The following is a 16308-nucleotide window of genomic DNA, read 5'->3' on the forward strand; positions in this document are numbered from 1 at the left end:
TCGCTGGAAAATAATCGCACTATCTATTTACATCAACATATACCCTTTCATTCTTCTTAACCATTCCTAGTTTCTCTCTTGCTACCTTCTCTATATACTCGTCACTGTTAATATTTTTCATCTGCTTTTCCAACTCTGCCTTTTGCTTCTTCTGTAAAGAAATCTTGTTTTGTAAATCATTATGCTGTTCTTTCTTGGAATCTAAAAGTCCTTTAAGACTATAGCTTATATATCCTGAATATAAAAGAATCAAAGCAATGACAATGAACCAGAACTTACTCTTTTTCTTTTTTTTCATAACCATAACTCCTCTTTTGTACAAAAATCGCTCACGATTTTATCAACATTAGTGTTGTCGTGAGAAATTGTGGTGTAGATTACATCATAATTTCCTAGACATAAAAACACTTATTATAACACCTATATTTTATTATTCTATAGCTTGTTTGTAAATCCCTCTTTATACTTATATTTTTTTTCTTCTATTCTGGAAAGCTCTCTTTGCCATTTTACATTTATCAAAATTAATCTTTGCTACTCTCCTGGAATTTTTGAAAATTCTTTTGGCAACTTTATAAAGGAAGATGCATGGTATTGAGAAAAATCTAAAAGCTACCCTAAAAGGATATGTAAATATCACCCATAAAGTTTTTAAAGCTTTCTTTAAGAAGCCTATAATTTTTAAAGATATGAATATAACGAGCCTGCTCAATAAAAGTATATATAAAATAGCTCCTATAATAGTTCCAAGAAAAATATATCCTCTTATTTCACCATCATTTCCTATATATACGATGGCAAACATAATCGCTGCCGATATGCTCCAATATAGAAGGTCTTCAATATATGTTATTATGTTGTTTGTCTTTATTGTCCTTCTCTTGATTCTGAATATGTCATATACAAAAGCTATCGACATACCGCCAAGAATTGACCACAAAAAGATATTGACTTGATTGCTTATCGACATATATAATCCCAACCATGAATTTATTTATGCAATGATTAAAGAATTGCTTCCTTAGCATTACTAAACCACCATTACTTAAACATCTTTGCCCAAAAACCGCCTGATTTCCCTCCTTCTTTGTCACTGTATTCCAGCACACAAATATCACCTTCAATATCCAGTTCAGAATTATCAAGATTCAGCTTATTAATATGTAAATCCTCGCCTTTGACGGTCAAAACCCCAAGCTCAGTATCCACTATAACACACTCATCATTAAAGCTTTCAACATCTAGAACACCTGAAATACTAAGCCTCTCTCTGTTCTCAAGTATTAAATTCTGAACCTTCTGTTGTTTTATATTCTTTTTCTCGTCAATCATTATCTTCCTCTCCTTTAATCTGTGCTTTAGATGTGTAAAAGATTTAATCATTTCAGGTTTCATTTGCATTATGTATGATCCACATATCTATAACTATGCTTGCCAATACAAAAAAATACCTAGACATAAAAAAAAGTGATTGTTAATCACTTTTTTCTATATACATTCCTTTTGCATCATTTTTTGGAACTGTTTCTGATATCGATACCACTTCGACTTTGACATTGCTGTTGCCAAACTGTATCTCAATAGTATCCCCAACCTTGACTTCGTTTGACGGCTTTGCTATTTTGCTGTTAATCTTTACTCGGCCCTGATCACATGCTTCACTGGCTAGTGTCCTTCTTTTAATCAATCTCGATACCTTAAGGTACTTATCAATTCTCAACCTCTTCACCCCCACCTTATAAATAAAAATCACAAAGTAATTTTTCAACCTTCCTATGCATCTAAAAAAGGGCGGCCTATTCAGACCAACCCATTTTTACTTCCAACTATATAATACTATTTATTTACTTCATCTTTTAAAGCTTTTCCTACTTTAAATACAGGAGCCTTAGTTGCCGGTATTGTTATTTCTTCCTTAGTCTGTGGGTTTCTTCCTTTTCTTTCAGCTCTTTCTCTTACTTCAAAAGAACCGAAGCCTACCAACTGAACCTTATCACCACTCTTAAGTGCTTCTTCAACACTTTCAATAAAAGCATTAAGTGCCTTTTCTGCATCTTTCTTTGACATATTACTTTTTTCAGCAATGCTAGTGATTAAATCTGATTTGTTCATTTTTTTCCTCCTTAAGTTTTAATTACTATAAAAAGCACTGATAATGCTTTTTACATATATATAACCATCTTCGAAAAGTGCAGCTCAGTATGCTTCTTTCATTAAAGCTGATAAGTTATGTAATAAATCCCAACTACTTTTCAAAGATAATTGCTAAATGTAATTTAGATCCTTTGATCTTTTGCCAGGTCCCACAACTTATCCATTTCTTCCAATGTCATTTCTTCAAGCTTTTGCCCGGCTTTTTTACTTTCATTTTCAATAAATTCAAACCGTTTAATGAATTTATTTATTGTCCCGGTTAAGGCCAGCTCCGGCTGAACTTTTAAGAATCTTGCCAGATTAACAACGGAAAACAACACATCACCAAGCTCATCTGTTATTCTTTCCACATTTTTACTCTGATATACATCTTTTAATTCACTAATTTCTTCATCCAGCTTTTTCATTGCATCCTCGGTCTTGTCCCAGTCAAATCCAACCTGAGCCGCCTTCTGCTGAATCTTGTAACTTCTCATTAAAGCAGGCAGATTGGACGGTATATCCTTTAAAACGCTGGTATGATCGGTAAGCCCTTTCTCTTTCTTTTTGATGGCTTCCCAGTTATCCACTACCTGATCGGCAGTATCAGCCTTTTCCTCTCCAAAAACATGGGTATGTCTTAAAACCATTTTCCTTGATACTGAAGTAATAACATCATTAATATCAAAGGTCCCCTCTTCTTTCCCGATCTGTGAATGGAATACAATTTGTAAAAGCAGGTCTCCCAACTCTTCTGAAATCTTATTCTTATCCTTCAGGTCAATTGCTTCAAGTACTTCGTAGGTTTCTTCTATAAGATATTTCTTTAAACTATCATGAGATTGCTCTCTGTCCCATGGGCATCCATTTTCGCTTCTTAAAAGCTCCATAATGTCCAAAAGATCTTTGAATTCGTATTTATCCTTGAGCATAATTATTCTCCTGCCAATACGTTTATCGGTATGCAACTTGTGCTAAGGAATGATTGAAATATTACTTCCAATTCTGAGCGGGTGTTAACGAGTTAAGTTAACACGTAAGCGAAGATACTATTGGAAGTTATATTTTCAACATTCCTAATTTAGTTTTCTTTCTGAAAAATAGTATAATTTATTAATTGTAAATATGCAATATAATTATATAAAAATCAATATTTATCTTATCTTTGGAGTATATAAAAATAACAGGTATTCATAAAAATCCTGTTATTTTAATTATTGACTTAGCCATGATCAAAATATCACTTCCGCTTTTGATAAATTAAATGTATTTATAATCTTACATAGCGGAAGTTATATTTTAATTAATATACATTTAGTAGCCGTTTTCTTTAGAATCATATAGTTTATTATGGTTATATCTACTGTTCCATTTGCTTTCCTAAGAACCCTGAAGCGGATTGTGCAAGCTTTGCTTCAACCTCTCCCATTCTTGTATTAGGATCCATAGATAAAAGAATAACTGCTCCTATAGGGTCTCCTTCTGATATAATAGGCGATACAACCTGTGCTGTATATCTTCTATCACCCGGTTCATCAGCTACAATATTGATGGTCTTTTCATCAGGTGACTTAACAAGGAATACTGACTTTTCCTCTATAACCTTTTCTATATCCGGGCTCAGCTGCTTTTCAAGAAAATCCCTTTTTGCAGCTCCAGATACCGCTATTATTGCATCTCTATCAGCTATACATGTAATATGACCGATTGTCTTATGAAGGGTCTCGGCATATTGAGCAGCAAATTCTCCCAATTCCCCAATCGGAGAATATTTTTTCAGGATTACTTCGCCTTCTTTATCAGTAAATATCTCAAGAGGATCCCCTTCTCTTATTCTCAATGTTCTTCTTATTTCCTTTGGTATTACAACTCTTCCAAGATCATCTATCCTTCTTACTATTCCAGTTGCCCTCAAAATTATTACCTCCTATTAATTAGATTTTCAGTACAATTTTATTATTGATAATTTATTGGAGTTTTATACATTTTCGGTTGATTTGTGAAAAGGTATTATTACGATAGATTCCTGGAGATTAATTACCTAAGAAACCTTTATGTTACTGTGAAAAATCGCAGTGCAAAACCATAACTTCCTAAACAATAAGAAAAACCGAAAGCCTTAAGCTATCGGTTATAGGTAAAAATTTTATTTTTAAAATTAATTTTAAATTTATTCTAATATTATCAATATAGTTCTATAACAATCAATATAGTTTTATGTTATTTAATACTCTCTTATTAACATTCATCTTGTACTGGTCGTCCTTCACCCATCCTTCAAGCTTCTTATTCACTTCATCCAATTGATATGTTCTCTTCAAACTATCCTTTAATTCGTCAAATTTAGGCCTTTTTATCACATAATAGCCACTAGTGGTTGTTACAAGACCAATGTCACCTTCCTTGGCATCAAACACCCATTCCAAATATTCTTTTGGCATTTTTTCATTTTTGCTGACAGTAAACTCCCCGCCATTTTGCTTGGCACCCTTATCATCGGTATATTGGGTTACAAGACTGCCAAAATCTGCCCCAGATCTTGCTTTTGACAATACTTCCTTTGCAAGATTCGTCTTTTCCTGTAGTTTATCATTTGGAAGGGGCTTTCCTGCTGAATCAATTGTCTCAAGGAACACTTCCCATACAGTTACTTTCCCCTCTTTATTCATTGCCTCAGCATATTTCTTTTGCAATTCTGAATCGGTTATTCTTATATTATCCGCTTCAACGCTTGCATATTTCCCAAAAGCCAACATATAATTCTTATAAATAGACTCATATTCACTAAGGCTTATCCAATATTTCTTTTTTACATTCTTTTCAGCCAGAGCCTTGTCTCCATCGCCCTCTGATTGCACTATATTGTCCATTGTCTCTTTGGACTTTTGAAGGTCTGCACTGTCCAAAGTTAAATTGTTTTCTTGTGCTTTCATAAGCATAATTTTAAACTTCTGTACCTCTTTCAACGCATCATTCTTTGCTGTAACCTCTGTTGCTTCGCCATTTTGGACTTTTTTCCAAAAACTCTTTTTTACATCATCAGGCTGATAATCCACTCCAGCCTTTGTCTCATAATCATTTTTAATTATCCTGAGAAAAAACTTGTACTCTGCAGTTGTTATTTTTTCACCGGCCATTGTTGCTATGTAGCTATTTGAACTCTCATAAACCTGATATATAATTGTTCCTCCAATAACCAGGGCAAGTACTAAAAATACTGCAATAATAACCGTTTTGGTATTACTTTTCATTTTAATTTTCTCCTCTGCGAAAGTTTGCCGGCATTTTCTCCCTTTAAGGAATAATTATAAGAACATGCCTAATATCAATATTATAATAGATTATTTCCCATCCTGCAAATCTTTAATGTTCATTAATAGGGTTTTAATATTCTCCAGTATTTCCTCTCCTTTTAATCCTTTAATAAGAAGCGTCAAGTAGGGCTTGCTGCTTGCATTAAACATAATCTTCCTTCTAAAATTATCCATGAGCTTGTTTATGATTGATAAGTCCATAAAGGAATCATTAATATACTGGAAAATTACCGATTCATTTTTTTGTGTAATCGAAGAAAATCCACATACCCTGGCAAGGAATTTTATATGTGCAATCTTTAGAAGGTTGCTTACATACTTTGGTATATTTCCATACCTGTCTATCAGCTCATCTTCAATTTCTGTTATATCCTCTTGGCTTGCTATAGATGCAATTTTTTTGTACATGTCAATTTTCTGATTTTCTATATCAATATAAGCATTGTCTATGTATGCACTAATATTAATGTCAATTGTTATCTCCTGATTGCTGATATCAGGGCTCTCACCTTTCAGCTCCATTACAGCCTCATCCAAAAGCCTGCAATACATGTCATAACCTACAGATTCCATTTGACCGCTTTGCTGTGCCCCTAAAAGGTTTCCTGCACCCCTTAATTCAAGGTCTCTCATTGCAATTTTAAAACCTGACCCTAGATCGGTAAACTCCCTTATGGCACGAAGTCTCTTTTCAGCAATTTCCGATAGCGTCTTGTCTTTCTTGTATGTGATATATGCGTATGCGAGCCTGTTTGATCTTCCAACCCTGCCCCTTAACTGATATAGCTGAGCAAGGCCCATTCTATCGGCATCTTCGATAATTATTGTATTGACATTAGGCATATCAAGACCCGATTCGATTATTGTAGTACAAACAAGCATGTCATAATTTCCATTTATAAAATCATATATAATATCCTCAAGTTCCTTCTCATCCATCTGTCCATGCCCAACAGCTATTCTCGCATCTGGCACCAATGCCTGCAGCTCTGCAGCCTTTTTTAAAATTGAACCTACTCTGTTATATAGATAAAATATCTGTCCCGACCTTGATATTTCACGTCTGATGGCATCCCTTATTATTTCCGGGTTGTATTCCATTACAAAGGTTTCCACCGGTTGTCTTTCTTCAGGAGGGTCCTCAATTACACTGATATCCCTTATTCCTACAAGTGACATGTTAAGTGTCCTTGGTATGGGTGTTGCAGTCAATGTCAACACATCAATATTAGGTGTAATGTTCTTGATTTTCTCCTTATGTGCCACTCCAAATCGCTGCTCTTCATCTATCACAAGCAAACCCAAATTTTTAAAATGCAGATCCTTCTGCAAAAGCCTGTGGGTTCCTACAAGCACATCAATAGTACCATCCTTCACATTCTTTAATATCTTTTTCTGATCTGCCTGTTTTCTAAAACGGCTTATAACATCGACAGTTACAGGGAAATCCTTCATCCTCTCGGCAAAATTATTATAGTGCTGCTGTGCAAGAATAGTAGTAGGAACCAGATATGCAACCTGTTTACCATCCATAACCGCCTTGAATATAGCCCTTATAGCCACCTCTGTCTTTCCATATCCTACATCGCCGCACAAAAGCCTATCCATAGGCTTTTCCATCTCCATATCCTGTTTTACTTCTTCAATACATTTTAATTGGTCGTCAGTCTCTTCGTATGGAAAGGAGTCTTCAAACTGTTTTTGCCATACTGTATCTTTAGAAAACGCATATCCCCTGGTAGCCTGCCTCTTTGCATATAACTTGACAAGCTCCTCAGCAATCTCCTTTAAAGATTCCTTAACCCGGCTTTTTGTTTTAGCCCAATCGGTTCCATTAAGCTTATGAAGCTTTGGTTCCTTTCCCTCAGACCCTATGTACTTCTGTATCAAATCAAGCTGATTTGTAGGAATATACAAAAAGTCACTATCATGATACCTTATTTTCAGATAATCCCTTCTTACAGTATCAACATTAAGCTGTTGAATACCTACATACTGGCCAATACCATGACTTTGATGCACTACAAAATCGCCAACATTTAATTCGGTAAATATATTTATTTTGCTGCCCTTATTTTTCCCTGAAGCTTTTCTATGCTTCCTCTCTTTCCCAAATACCTCCTTGTCGCTCACTACAACAAAACCCAATTTAGGGTATTCAAATCCGTTATTTAGGCTTCCCGGAGTCAACACTACCTGTCCCGGTAATATTTCATCAGGATGGGATTCCCTAAATACCGCCTCAACACCTTCAGCTTCCAAAGTATCTTTTAGTTTTTCGCCCTTCACCCTAGTGCCGGTAAATACAAGTATCCTGTGCTTTCGTTCCTTCCAGTTCCTTAAATCGTTTATAAGAAAATCCATACGATTCAAATAGGACCCTGTAGCCTTAGAAGCTATATCAAACCTTTCAGCATTATAAATATTGCTGCTGACCGTTATAAAAGTATTCATACTAACTGTAATGCTTTTTAGTAAGCCCCTTACAATGTCCTCATAATCAAATTTCACATTAAAACTTCCCGGAAGAAGCCTTCCTTTTTCCATTAATCCATTGCAGGATTCCTGCCATTCAAAAACAATATTTTCTATCCTATTCTTTAGTTTCCCGCTTTCATCGGCAAACACCAGACAATTATCGGTGTAATCCACTAGAGTTGATGGCTCATCAATGATATAGCTTATATATCTGTCAATTCCCTCAAAATAATAATTATCTCGAAGCTTGCAAATATCATTGGTAATATTTTCTCGGATTAAGGCTTTGTATTCTTTGCCTGCCTTCTTCAAAACCTCGTTCATATCATTCTCAATTCTGCTTACAATTGCTTCCCTTTTATCCTCATTATAAATTACTTCTCTTGCAGGAATTATTTTAATACCCTTTAATTGTTCTACAGATCGCTGCGAATCAGGATCAAATTCCCTTATGGAATCGATTTCATCGTCAAAAAGCTCAATACGTACTGCCAGATTATAATCCACGGAGAAAATGTCAATTATTCCGCCTCTAACAGCAAACTGGCCCTTGTTCTCGACAACCGCAACCCTTTCATAACCCATAGCAACAAGCTTCTTTTGTATCGATAAAAGATCTATCCTATTTCCTACCTCAAATTCCAATATGTTTTCAGTAAATAAGCGAGGCGGAATAAGCTTATGCAATAAGGAATCTATTGAAACCACAATAAGCCTGTATTCACCCTCAATAATACGCTTTAGAATCTCAAGCCTTTTAAAAACATTATCTCTGCTTTTAGCCTCAACGTCATGCAAGGTAATTTCCTTAAAAGGGAAATATAATACTTCCTCTCCCAAGAACAGATAAAAATCTTCATATATCTTTCTAGCTTCAAACTCGTCAAATGCGATATAAACACCTTTTTTATCTGTATGCTGACATATTGAGTATGCTACATGAGCTTTCTGGGAATTTGCCAATCCTGTTATGACTACAGACCGGTTTTTACTTATGGAATCAATTATTCCGTTATATTCACTCAGCTCCAAAAGTGGTTTAACTAAAAAATTCATGAATATTTTTCCGCCTTCTTTACTTGTTAAATTTATTCATGGCTGTATCAACACCCGACTTCAATATTGTTGAAGCAGCTTCTACTGCATTTTTTATACTATCATTAACAGCTGTTCTTTCATTTGGGGTGAATTTGCTTAATACATAATCAGCCAGATTCCATCCCTCCGGTGGTCTGCCTATACCAATCCTGACTCTTGGAAACTCATCCGATTGAATCTGGTACAAAATATTTCTCATACCGTTATGAGTCCCTGCACTTCCCTTAGGTCTTACTCTTATTTTACCCAGCTCTAAATCTATATCATCAAACATTATTATTATATTACCTATAGGTATTTTATACCATTCTATTATTTCCCTTATACTTTCTCCGCTTAAATTCATAAATGTCTGGGGCTTCACCAATATAACCCTCTGGCCTTCTATGCTTCCTTCACCTATCAATGCCTTAAACTTGACTTTTGTTATGCTTATATTATTTAGATGGGCCATTAAGTCGATGGCATCAAACCCAACATTGTGTCTGGTATTATTATATTTATTTCCCGGATTACCGAGCCCTGCTATTATATATGTCGTATCCATTTTACACCTCAGTTTATTGCTTTTTTGTATATTAGTATACACTATAATTTCCTATACATCAAAAAACCGATAAAGGCATCAACCCTTAACGGTGTTCTTCTCATATACTTTAGTCATTCCTCATTTTAGGCATGTTGAAAATATAACTTCCCGTATAATTTCGCTTTCATGTTAACTTAACCCGTGAACACACGCTCAAAACGGGAAGTGATATTCCAATCATGCCGCAAGTATTATTGCTGTGTGAATAAAGTACTTATGGAAATATCTCCATAAATTCTTTCAATAGCTTCGGCAAAAATCTCAGCTACGGAAATTACCTTAATCTTGTCCAATCTTTTTTCAGGCGGAAGTGGTATGGTATTTAAAATAACCAGCTCCTTTATTGGAGATTTTTCAATTCTCTCAATGGCAGGTCCTGATAATACAGCATGAGTACAGCATGCATATACTTCCTTTGCACCCATATCCAAAAGTGCCTGTATACCATTTACCATAGTTCCCGCAGTATCTATAAGGTCATCCACCAAAACAAGTGTCTTTCCTTTAACATCACCTATGACATTCATAATTTCACATACATTTGCCTTAGGCCTTCTTTTGTCAACTATAGCAATTGGTGCATCAATCCTCTCTGCAAACTTTCTTGACCTGCCAACACTTCCCACATCAGGAGAAACAACAACAACATCATCTCTTCCAGCAAATTTCTCCTTAAAATATTCAGCTATTAAAGGTACTCCCAACAAGTGGTCAACAGGAATATCAAAGAAGCCTTGAAGCTGCGGTGCATGAAGATCCATGGTCAATACCCTGTCTGCTCCGGCAACTGTCATAAGGTTGGCCATAAGCTTTGCAGAAATCGGATCTCTTGCTTTAGCTTTTCTATCCTGTCTTGCATATCCGAAATAAGGCATAACTGCGGTTATTCTACCTGCCGAAGCCCTTTTTAAAGCATCTATCATAACCAACAGCTCTATCAAATTGTCATTAACAGGATGACATGTGGATTGTACTATAAATACATCCGAACCTCTTACAACCTCATCAATATTTATGGCAGTTTCACCATCGCTGAACTTTCCTACATGAGCTGCACCTAAAGGTAAACCTATCTTCTCTGCTATTTCCTTAGCAAGCTCATAATTGGAACTCCCAGTGAATATTTTTATATCCTTTCCATGCAAATTCATTACTTTTCCCCTTTCAAACAACACATAAATTATCAAAAATCTAAAATTATAAATAAATTTATATAAAACACTTAAGAAATAAAGTGTCTATTTTTTCTTAACCCTTTGCATACCTTTTTTTGTTACCCATCCTTCTTTGTTCACCTGCCTGCTTCTGGCAATTGCCAGGGAATTCTCGGGCACCTCTTCGGTAATAGTTGAACCGGCTGCTACATAGGCATTATCTTTAACAGTGACAGGTGAAATGAGATTTACGTTGCATCCTACAAATGCATTATCCCCAATTACAGTCTTGTTCTTATTTTTGCCGTCATAATTCACAACAACTACACCACATCCTAGATTTACATTGCTTCCAACCTCTGCATCTCCAATATAGGTAAGGTGTGAAACCTTTGTATCATCACCTATGATAGATTTCTTAACCTCAACAAAATCTCCTATTTTTACGTTATTTCCAATTTTGCTTCCAGGTCTTAAGTAAGCAAAAGGACCTATATGTGTGTTGTCCCCAACAGTACTTTCAATTATTACAGAATTGTTAATTTCTGTACCATTACCTATGGTTGAACGAACAATTCTGCTGTTGGGTCCAATTATAGAGTCCTCTCCAATTATACTGCCTGCTTCAATATATGAGCCCGGATAAATCACTGTATCCATTCCTATTTTAACACTATGATCTATACATGTGGACTTTGGATCTATTAGTGTAACACCAGCTTTCATATGCATTTCAAGAATCCTGCTTCTAATTATTTCACCAGCTCTTGAAAGTTGTACCCTGTCATTTATACCTAATATTTCGTCGGGATCAGATATTTTTACAGCACCGACCTTTCCGCCTTTTCCCAAAATGATTTCAAGAGTATCCGTCAGGTAATATTCACCTTGCACATTATTATTGTTTAATTCCTTTAAGCTTCTTATAAGCTCCTTAATATTAAAACAATATATACCTGAATTTATTTCTTTTATACACTTTTCTTCAACACTTGCGTCTTTATCCTCAACAATTTTCAAAACATTGTTATTTTCATCGCGAACTATCCTGCCATAACCGGCAGGGTTTTCAAAATCTGCTGTTATTACTGTAGCACTATATTTGTTTTCTATATGATATTTAATGGTTTTTTCAATTGTATCACTGGTAATGAGAGGTGTATCACCACAAAGGATTATTACATGTCCCTCTTTGCCTTCGAGATATTCTCCAGCCTGCATAACAGCATGACCTGTACCTAGCTGCTTTTCCTGAACCGCGTAGGAAACACGTTCCTTCAAGCATTCCCTTACCTGATCCTGTCTATGTCCTACTACAATAACACTTTCTTTTATTCCGCAACTGCCTGCTGCATCTACAACCCATTCTACAAGAGTTTTTCCGCATATCTTATGTACTACCTTGGAATTCTTGGATTTCATCCTTTTTCCTTCACCTGCAGCAAGTACAACTGCCATTATATAATCCATTTAAATTAACCCCTTCCATTACAGCAATCAAAAATTAATATATAATATATGAAATGGTTTCATAATGCTAAAGGTTTATAAAAACCAAATATATTTTCTCACTTTTCTTTATATTTTTCAACGGTAATTATATTAAAAGTGCTAATAATCTTACATTTGGCAGACATAAAATAAAACCGCCGGGATTGCTTCCCTCGCGATTTCATTTTATATCACCATAATTTCCCACAGATGAAAAAAGACACTTTTAAAAGTGTCTTTTATTTATTACTCATTTACTGTTGTGGTTTCATATTTTTCCAGAATAGCTGTCTGAATCTTTTCCCTAGTTACAGCATTTACTGGATGAGCGATATCTCTAAATTCGCCGTCCGGTGTCTTCCTGCTAGGCATTGCGATAAACATACCATTCTGACTTTCAATAATTTTTATATCATGTACAACAAACTCATTGTCAAAGGTCACAGATACAACTGCCTTCATCTTGCCTTCAGCATCAATTTTCCTAATGCGAACATCTGTAATCTCCATTTATGCTTACCACCTTCCGTTAATATTATGGAATTATAAATTGTTTACATCCGCTTATCAGCTTATTATTTTATATTCGATATAAATTTATTTTTTCCTTCTTGTTTTTAATAAATTCCTTAACCTTTTTAAATTTTTTTGATCATTTTTCGTTATTTTGCTCATTCAATTGAATATTAATACGGAATAAATAAGATATTTCATACTAAAGTGGAACAAGATCTTTGTGTCAATATATCCCATAATTTACAATCACATATAAAACTACAAATTTTACCTACTTGATCGAATATTAATAATGCCATTCTCTTCATCGACTGTATCAAGAGTCAATATTGAAAAATAATTATCTACCAGTTTTCTATCAGGCTCTGCAGTCTTTATAAGCACCCCAATACCCGAAACTTCACACTCAAATTCCTTTGCCAGCTCCATAATACCTTTGGCCGTGCCTCCACCCTTCATAAAATCATCTATAAATAAAAGTTTTGAGTTCCTTTTTAATGACTTTAATGACAAGACCATCGTTTGGAGCTTTTTCTTAGACCCAGATACATAGTTAATATTCACTGAAGCACCATCTGTAGCTTCATTATAATGCCGTACGATAATTAAAGGCACATTGAGAAACCTTGCAGTTGCAAAAGCTAACGGTATACCTTTGGTTTCTACAGTTATTACATAATCAACATCCTTTTTATAAAACTGCCTTGTAAAAATACGTGCGATATTTTCTATTTTTACAGGATTGTAGATTATATCAAGCATATAAACAAATCCGCCTGGTAGAATCCTTTCTTTTTGAGATAGCTCTTCACAAAGATTTCGAGTAATAAAATCCGCTTTCTCGCTGCTTATTGAAGGAATAAACTTTATGCCTCCGGAAGCACCAGGTATAGATACTATCATGCCCAGATCAAACTTATCCAATATATCCTGAATTATATCAATATCTTCGCTAATTGTAGACTTTGCCGATCCTATAATTTCCGTAAAATTTCCAAGTGTAAATATCTTCCCTGGCGAATCCGTCAATAGCTTCATCAAAATTCCAATACGTTCGTTTCTTTGAAGTTTATCCATTTTCCCTCTCGTTTTACAAAACATTTTGTTTTAACAGTATTGGTTTTTATTATATAATATTATAGCGAATATTTTAATACTTTTTTAAATAATTATTCGGATTTCAACAAAAATCACTATAGTTATTAATAAACAATAAGTGGTTTTGCAGTCTATACATAAAATAATAAAATTGTTACATTTTGCATATAATAAAACTATACTTATATATGTTACGAAAAAGATTTACATTAGCAAATGCAGTTGAATCGTCTGCATTTGCAATATAAATGACGAATTTTTCGCAACATATGAAACAAGGAAAATGTTTTGCAACCATTAAAAATGTACAATGATTATTGCAAAACATATAGAATAATATGCAAGTTTTTCACATTAGGTATTAACAAATAATTAACTTGTCAATTTAAAGGAGTGTTAGCATTGACTGAAAAAAACTTACTTGATCCAAATCTTGTTAAAAAGATACATTTTGTTGGTATTGGCGGTATAAGCATGAGCGGATTGGCAGAAATTTTACTTAATCAGGGATATGAAATTTCAGGTTCAGATATGAAAGCCTCAAATATAACCGATAGACTTGTAAACATGGGAGTTAAATTTTATCAGGGGCATAGCAGCGATAATATGGAAAATCCTGATTTAGTAATATATACAGCAGCAGTAAAAAAGGATAATCCCGAACTTATAAAAGCACAAGAGCTTGGAATAAATACAATTGAGCGATCTGTTCTATTAGGCCAGATTATGAAGCAATACCCTTATAGCATAAATGTTTCAGGAACTCACGGAAAGACAACGACAACATCCATGGTAACCATGATTATGATGGAAGCTGGCCTTGATCCGACTGTGCATATAGGCGGTCAGCTCAATGCCATTGGCGGGAATACAAAAATTGGCGGAAACAAGTATTTTGTAGCAGAAGCGTGCGAATACGTAGAAAGCTTCCTGCAATTTTATCCCTTCATGGGTATAATATTAAATATTGAAGCAGATCACCTCGATTACTTCAAAGGAATTGACCACATTAAAGAGTCTTTTATCAAGTTTGCTCGCTTGATTCCTAAGGAAGGATATCTGATTGCATGTATAGATGACAATAATACCAGAGATATTCTCAATAAGATAGACTGTAACATAATAACCTATGGCTTAAACTCAGAGGATGCTTTGTGGCAAGCCAGAAATATTCAATTTGATGAAGACGGCCTTGGTTCTTATACTCTTTATAAGTCCAATGAAGAAATAGCTAAAATCAGCCTTAGCGTTACAGGAATGCACAATATCAGTAATTCTCTTGCAGCAGCTGCTGCCTGTTATACTATTGGTTGCAGTGTTGACTCCATAAAAAATGGTCTAAGAAAATTCTCCGGAACACACAGAAGATTTGAATTAAAAGGCCTTTCAAAAGATATAAAAGTCATAGATGATTATGCACACCACCCATCAGAGATAGTAGCTACACTCAATGCAGCAAAAAATGTTCCACATAATAAGCTTTGGTGCGTTTTCCAGCCCCACACATATACCAGAACAAAAGCTTTATTGAATGATTTCTCCAAATCCTTTAATGATGCTGATTATGTTATAGTTTCAGATATCTATGCAGCCCGTGAGCCTGATAACGGAGAGATTAACTCTCTGATTCTGAGTGATAAGATTAATGAAGTTTCCCCAAAATCCAAATATATAAAAGGTTTTGAGGATATTGCAAATTACCTTCACGAGAAAGCAACGTCCGGGGATCTGATAATTACTATGGGTGCAGGGGATATATATAGAGTAGGCGAAATTTTTCTAGACATGCAGCAAAATGCCTAAAATAGTCTTATATTTAAAAAACAGCTACATGAAAAGTTAATAATCTTTTTATGCAGCTGTTTTTCTTAGCCATTACTTATTGAGCTTTTCAGGGTCAACCATAGCAAACTTGATTTCACCTTGAGCCGCAACATCGCCCTCTACTGTTGCAAGAACCTTTGCTTTTCCCATTCCAAGCTTAAACGCAGATAGCTCGACCTCAAGCTTAAGTGTATCCCCTGGAACAACAGGTCTTCTGAATTTTATTGACTCAAAACCTGTAAACATTCCCAGTTTGCCTTTATTCTGCTCATCTAAAAGACCTGCTACACAAGCAGTTTGAGCTAGAGCTTCAACTATAAGTACACCCGGCATTACAGGTTGCCCTGGAAAATGTCCTTGGAAGAACGGTTCATTAACTGTAACGTTCTTAATTCCTACAGCACTTTTACCTGGCTCAACTTCAATTATTCTGTCAATCAGTAAAAATGGATATCTATGTGGTATTATCTTTTGAATATCAACACTTGAAAGCATTTTAGCACCTCTTTTATAATTAATTAGAACAACATGATGAATTGGTTTTATCAACCTTAATTGTTGTCATGAAAAATTGTGGTGTAAGATGCACCATAATTTCCTTGACATCAAAAAA

The 16308-nt window shown here is 34.8% G+C and carries 16 protein-coding genes; 1 reads left to right on the forward strand and 15 read right to left on the reverse strand.

The features are described 5' to 3' along the window. Nucleotides 1-19: 19 nt before the first annotated feature. The 14 genes from Bccel_RS12425 to purR all read right to left on the reverse strand — a co-directional run bounded on the left by Bccel_RS12425 (nt 20) and on the right by purR (nt 13850). A complete protein-coding gene (locus Bccel_RS12425; protein WP_036942636.1) occupies nt 20-298 on the reverse strand; it encodes an FtsB family cell division protein in 279 nt (92 codons plus the stop codon). 168 nt (nt 299-466) lie between these two features. Continuing rightward, nucleotides 467-970, reverse strand: coding sequence for a spore cortex biosynthesis protein YabQ (gene yabQ / locus Bccel_RS12430; RefSeq protein ID WP_036942639.1), 504 nt, complete (start codon nt 968-970; stop codon nt 467-469). A gap of 71 nt (nt 971-1041) precedes the next feature. Beyond that, nucleotides 1042-1332, reverse strand: a complete 291-nt coding sequence (gene yabP, locus Bccel_RS12435) for a sporulation protein YabP (protein WP_036942642.1) — start codon at nt 1330-1332, stop codon at nt 1042-1044. A 142-nt stretch (nt 1333-1474) separates the two neighbouring features. Continuing rightward, the gene (locus tag Bccel_RS12440) at nt 1475-1720 is read right to left on the reverse strand and encodes an RNA-binding S4 domain-containing protein (RefSeq protein WP_036942644.1); all 246 of its coding nucleotides are present in this window, start codon (nt 1718-1720) and stop codon (nt 1475-1477) included. 116 nt (nt 1721-1836) lie between these two features. Further along, the gene (locus Bccel_RS12445; protein ID WP_036942646.1) at nt 1837-2112 is read right to left on the reverse strand and encodes an HU family DNA-binding protein; all 276 of its coding nucleotides are present in this window, start codon (nt 2110-2112) and stop codon (nt 1837-1839) included. A 164-nt stretch (nt 2113-2276) separates the two neighbouring features. After that, entirely contained in the window at nt 2277-3065 is a 789-nt protein-coding gene (gene mazG / locus Bccel_RS12450) for a nucleoside triphosphate pyrophosphohydrolase (RefSeq protein WP_036942649.1), read from the reverse strand. Between the two features lie 428 nt (nt 3066-3493). Then, complete coding sequence (spoVT, locus tag Bccel_RS12455) at nt 3494-4048, reverse strand: stage V sporulation protein T (protein WP_036942651.1); 555 nt, start codon at nt 4046-4048, stop codon at nt 3494-3496. A gap of 289 nt (nt 4049-4337) precedes the next feature. Next, nucleotides 4338-5384, reverse strand: a complete 1047-nt coding sequence (locus tag Bccel_RS12460) for a peptidylprolyl isomerase (protein WP_036942653.1) — start codon at nt 5382-5384, stop codon at nt 4338-4340. 90 nt (nt 5385-5474) lie between these two features. Next, nucleotides 5475-8981 carry a transcription-repair coupling factor gene (gene mfd, locus Bccel_RS12465; protein WP_036942655.1) on the reverse strand — a complete coding sequence of 1169 codons (3507 nt, stop codon included), beginning with the start codon at nt 8979-8981 and terminating at the stop codon, nt 5475-5477. A 19-nt stretch (nt 8982-9000) separates the two neighbouring features. Then, complete coding sequence (gene pth, locus Bccel_RS12470) at nt 9001-9570, reverse strand: aminoacyl-tRNA hydrolase (RefSeq protein ID WP_036942657.1); 570 nt, start codon at nt 9568-9570, stop codon at nt 9001-9003. A 233-nt stretch (nt 9571-9803) separates the two neighbouring features. After that, a complete protein-coding gene (locus tag Bccel_RS12475; protein WP_036942659.1) occupies nt 9804-10763 on the reverse strand; it encodes a ribose-phosphate diphosphokinase in 960 nt (319 codons plus the stop codon). Between the two features lie 87 nt (nt 10764-10850). After that, on the reverse strand, nt 10851-12236 hold the full coding sequence (gene glmU / locus Bccel_RS12480) for a bifunctional UDP-N-acetylglucosamine diphosphorylase/glucosamine-1-phosphate N-acetyltransferase GlmU (RefSeq protein WP_036942662.1): 1386 nt from the start codon (nt 12234-12236) through the stop codon (nt 10851-10853). Between the two features lie 267 nt (nt 12237-12503). Continuing rightward, nucleotides 12504-12767: a septation regulator SpoVG gene (gene spoVG / locus Bccel_RS12485; protein WP_036942665.1), complete on the reverse strand. Its 264-nt coding sequence runs from the start codon at nt 12765-12767 to the stop codon at nt 12504-12506. A 273-nt stretch (nt 12768-13040) separates the two neighbouring features. Beyond that, a complete protein-coding gene (purR, locus tag Bccel_RS12490; RefSeq protein ID WP_036942668.1) occupies nt 13041-13850 on the reverse strand; it encodes a pur operon repressor in 810 nt (269 codons plus the stop codon). A 423-nt stretch (nt 13851-14273) separates the two neighbouring features. On the opposite strand from purR, the gene murC reads away from it, so the two are divergent. Beyond that, complete coding sequence (gene murC, locus Bccel_RS12495; protein ID WP_036942671.1) at nt 14274-15674, forward strand: UDP-N-acetylmuramate--L-alanine ligase; 1401 nt, start codon at nt 14274-14276, stop codon at nt 15672-15674. 72 nt (nt 15675-15746) lie between these two features. Here the strand turns inward: murC and fabZ are convergent, their stop codons facing one another. After that, nucleotides 15747-16190 carry a 3-hydroxyacyl-ACP dehydratase FabZ gene (gene fabZ, locus Bccel_RS12500; protein ID WP_036942674.1) on the reverse strand — a complete coding sequence of 148 codons (444 nt, stop codon included), beginning with the start codon at nt 16188-16190 and terminating at the stop codon, nt 15747-15749. Between the last annotated feature and the right edge of the window lie 118 nt (nt 16191-16308).

This window comes from Pseudobacteroides cellulosolvens ATCC 35603 = DSM 2933 (genome assembly GCF_001262605.1).
GTDB lineage: Bacteria > Bacillota > Clostridia > Acetivibrionales > DSM-2933 > Pseudobacteroides > Pseudobacteroides cellulosolvens.

Bases quoted from the DNA above. Each gene is read 5' to 3' on its own strand.
- yabQ (WP_036942639.1), bottom strand. From the start codon at position 970: ATGTCGATAAGCAATCAAGTCAATATCTTTTTGTGGTCAATTCTTGGC.
- yabP (WP_036942642.1), bottom strand. From the start codon at position 1,332: ATGATTGACGAGAAAAAGAATATAAAACAACAGAAGGTTCAGAATTTA.
- spoVG (WP_036942665.1), bottom strand. From the start codon at position 12,767: ATGGAGATTACAGATGTTCGCATTAGGAAAATTGATGCTGAAGGCAAG.
- fabZ (WP_036942674.1), bottom strand. From the start codon at position 16,190: ATGCTTTCAAGTGTTGATATTCAAAAGATAATACCACATAGATATCCA.
- Bccel_RS12460 (WP_036942653.1), bottom strand. From the start codon at position 5,384: ATGAAAAGTAATACCAAAACGGTTATTATTGCAGTATTTTTAGTACTT.
- mazG (WP_036942649.1), bottom strand. From the start codon at position 3,065: ATGCTCAAGGATAAATACGAATTCAAAGATCTTTTGGACATTATGGAG.
- Bccel_RS12425 (WP_036942636.1), bottom strand. From the start codon at position 298: ATGAAAAAAAAGAAAAAGAGTAAGTTCTGGTTCATTGTCATTGCTTTG.
- glmU (WP_036942662.1), bottom strand. From the start codon at position 12,236: ATGGATTATATAATGGCAGTTGTACTTGCTGCAGGTGAAGGAAAAAGG.
- pth (WP_036942657.1), bottom strand. From the start codon at position 9,570: ATGGATACGACATATATAATAGCAGGGCTCGGTAATCCGGGAAATAAA.
- mfd (WP_036942655.1), bottom strand. From the start codon at position 8,981: ATGAATTTTTTAGTTAAACCACTTTTGGAGCTGAGTGAATATAACGGA.
- Bccel_RS12475 (WP_036942659.1), bottom strand. From the start codon at position 10,763: ATGAATTTGCATGGAAAGGATATAAAAATATTCACTGGGAGTTCCAAT.
- Bccel_RS12445 (WP_036942646.1), bottom strand. From the start codon at position 2,112: ATGAACAAATCAGATTTAATCACTAGCATTGCTGAAAAAAGTAATATG.
- purR (WP_036942668.1), bottom strand. From the start codon at position 13,850: ATGGATAAACTTCAAAGAAACGAACGTATTGGAATTTTGATGAAGCTA.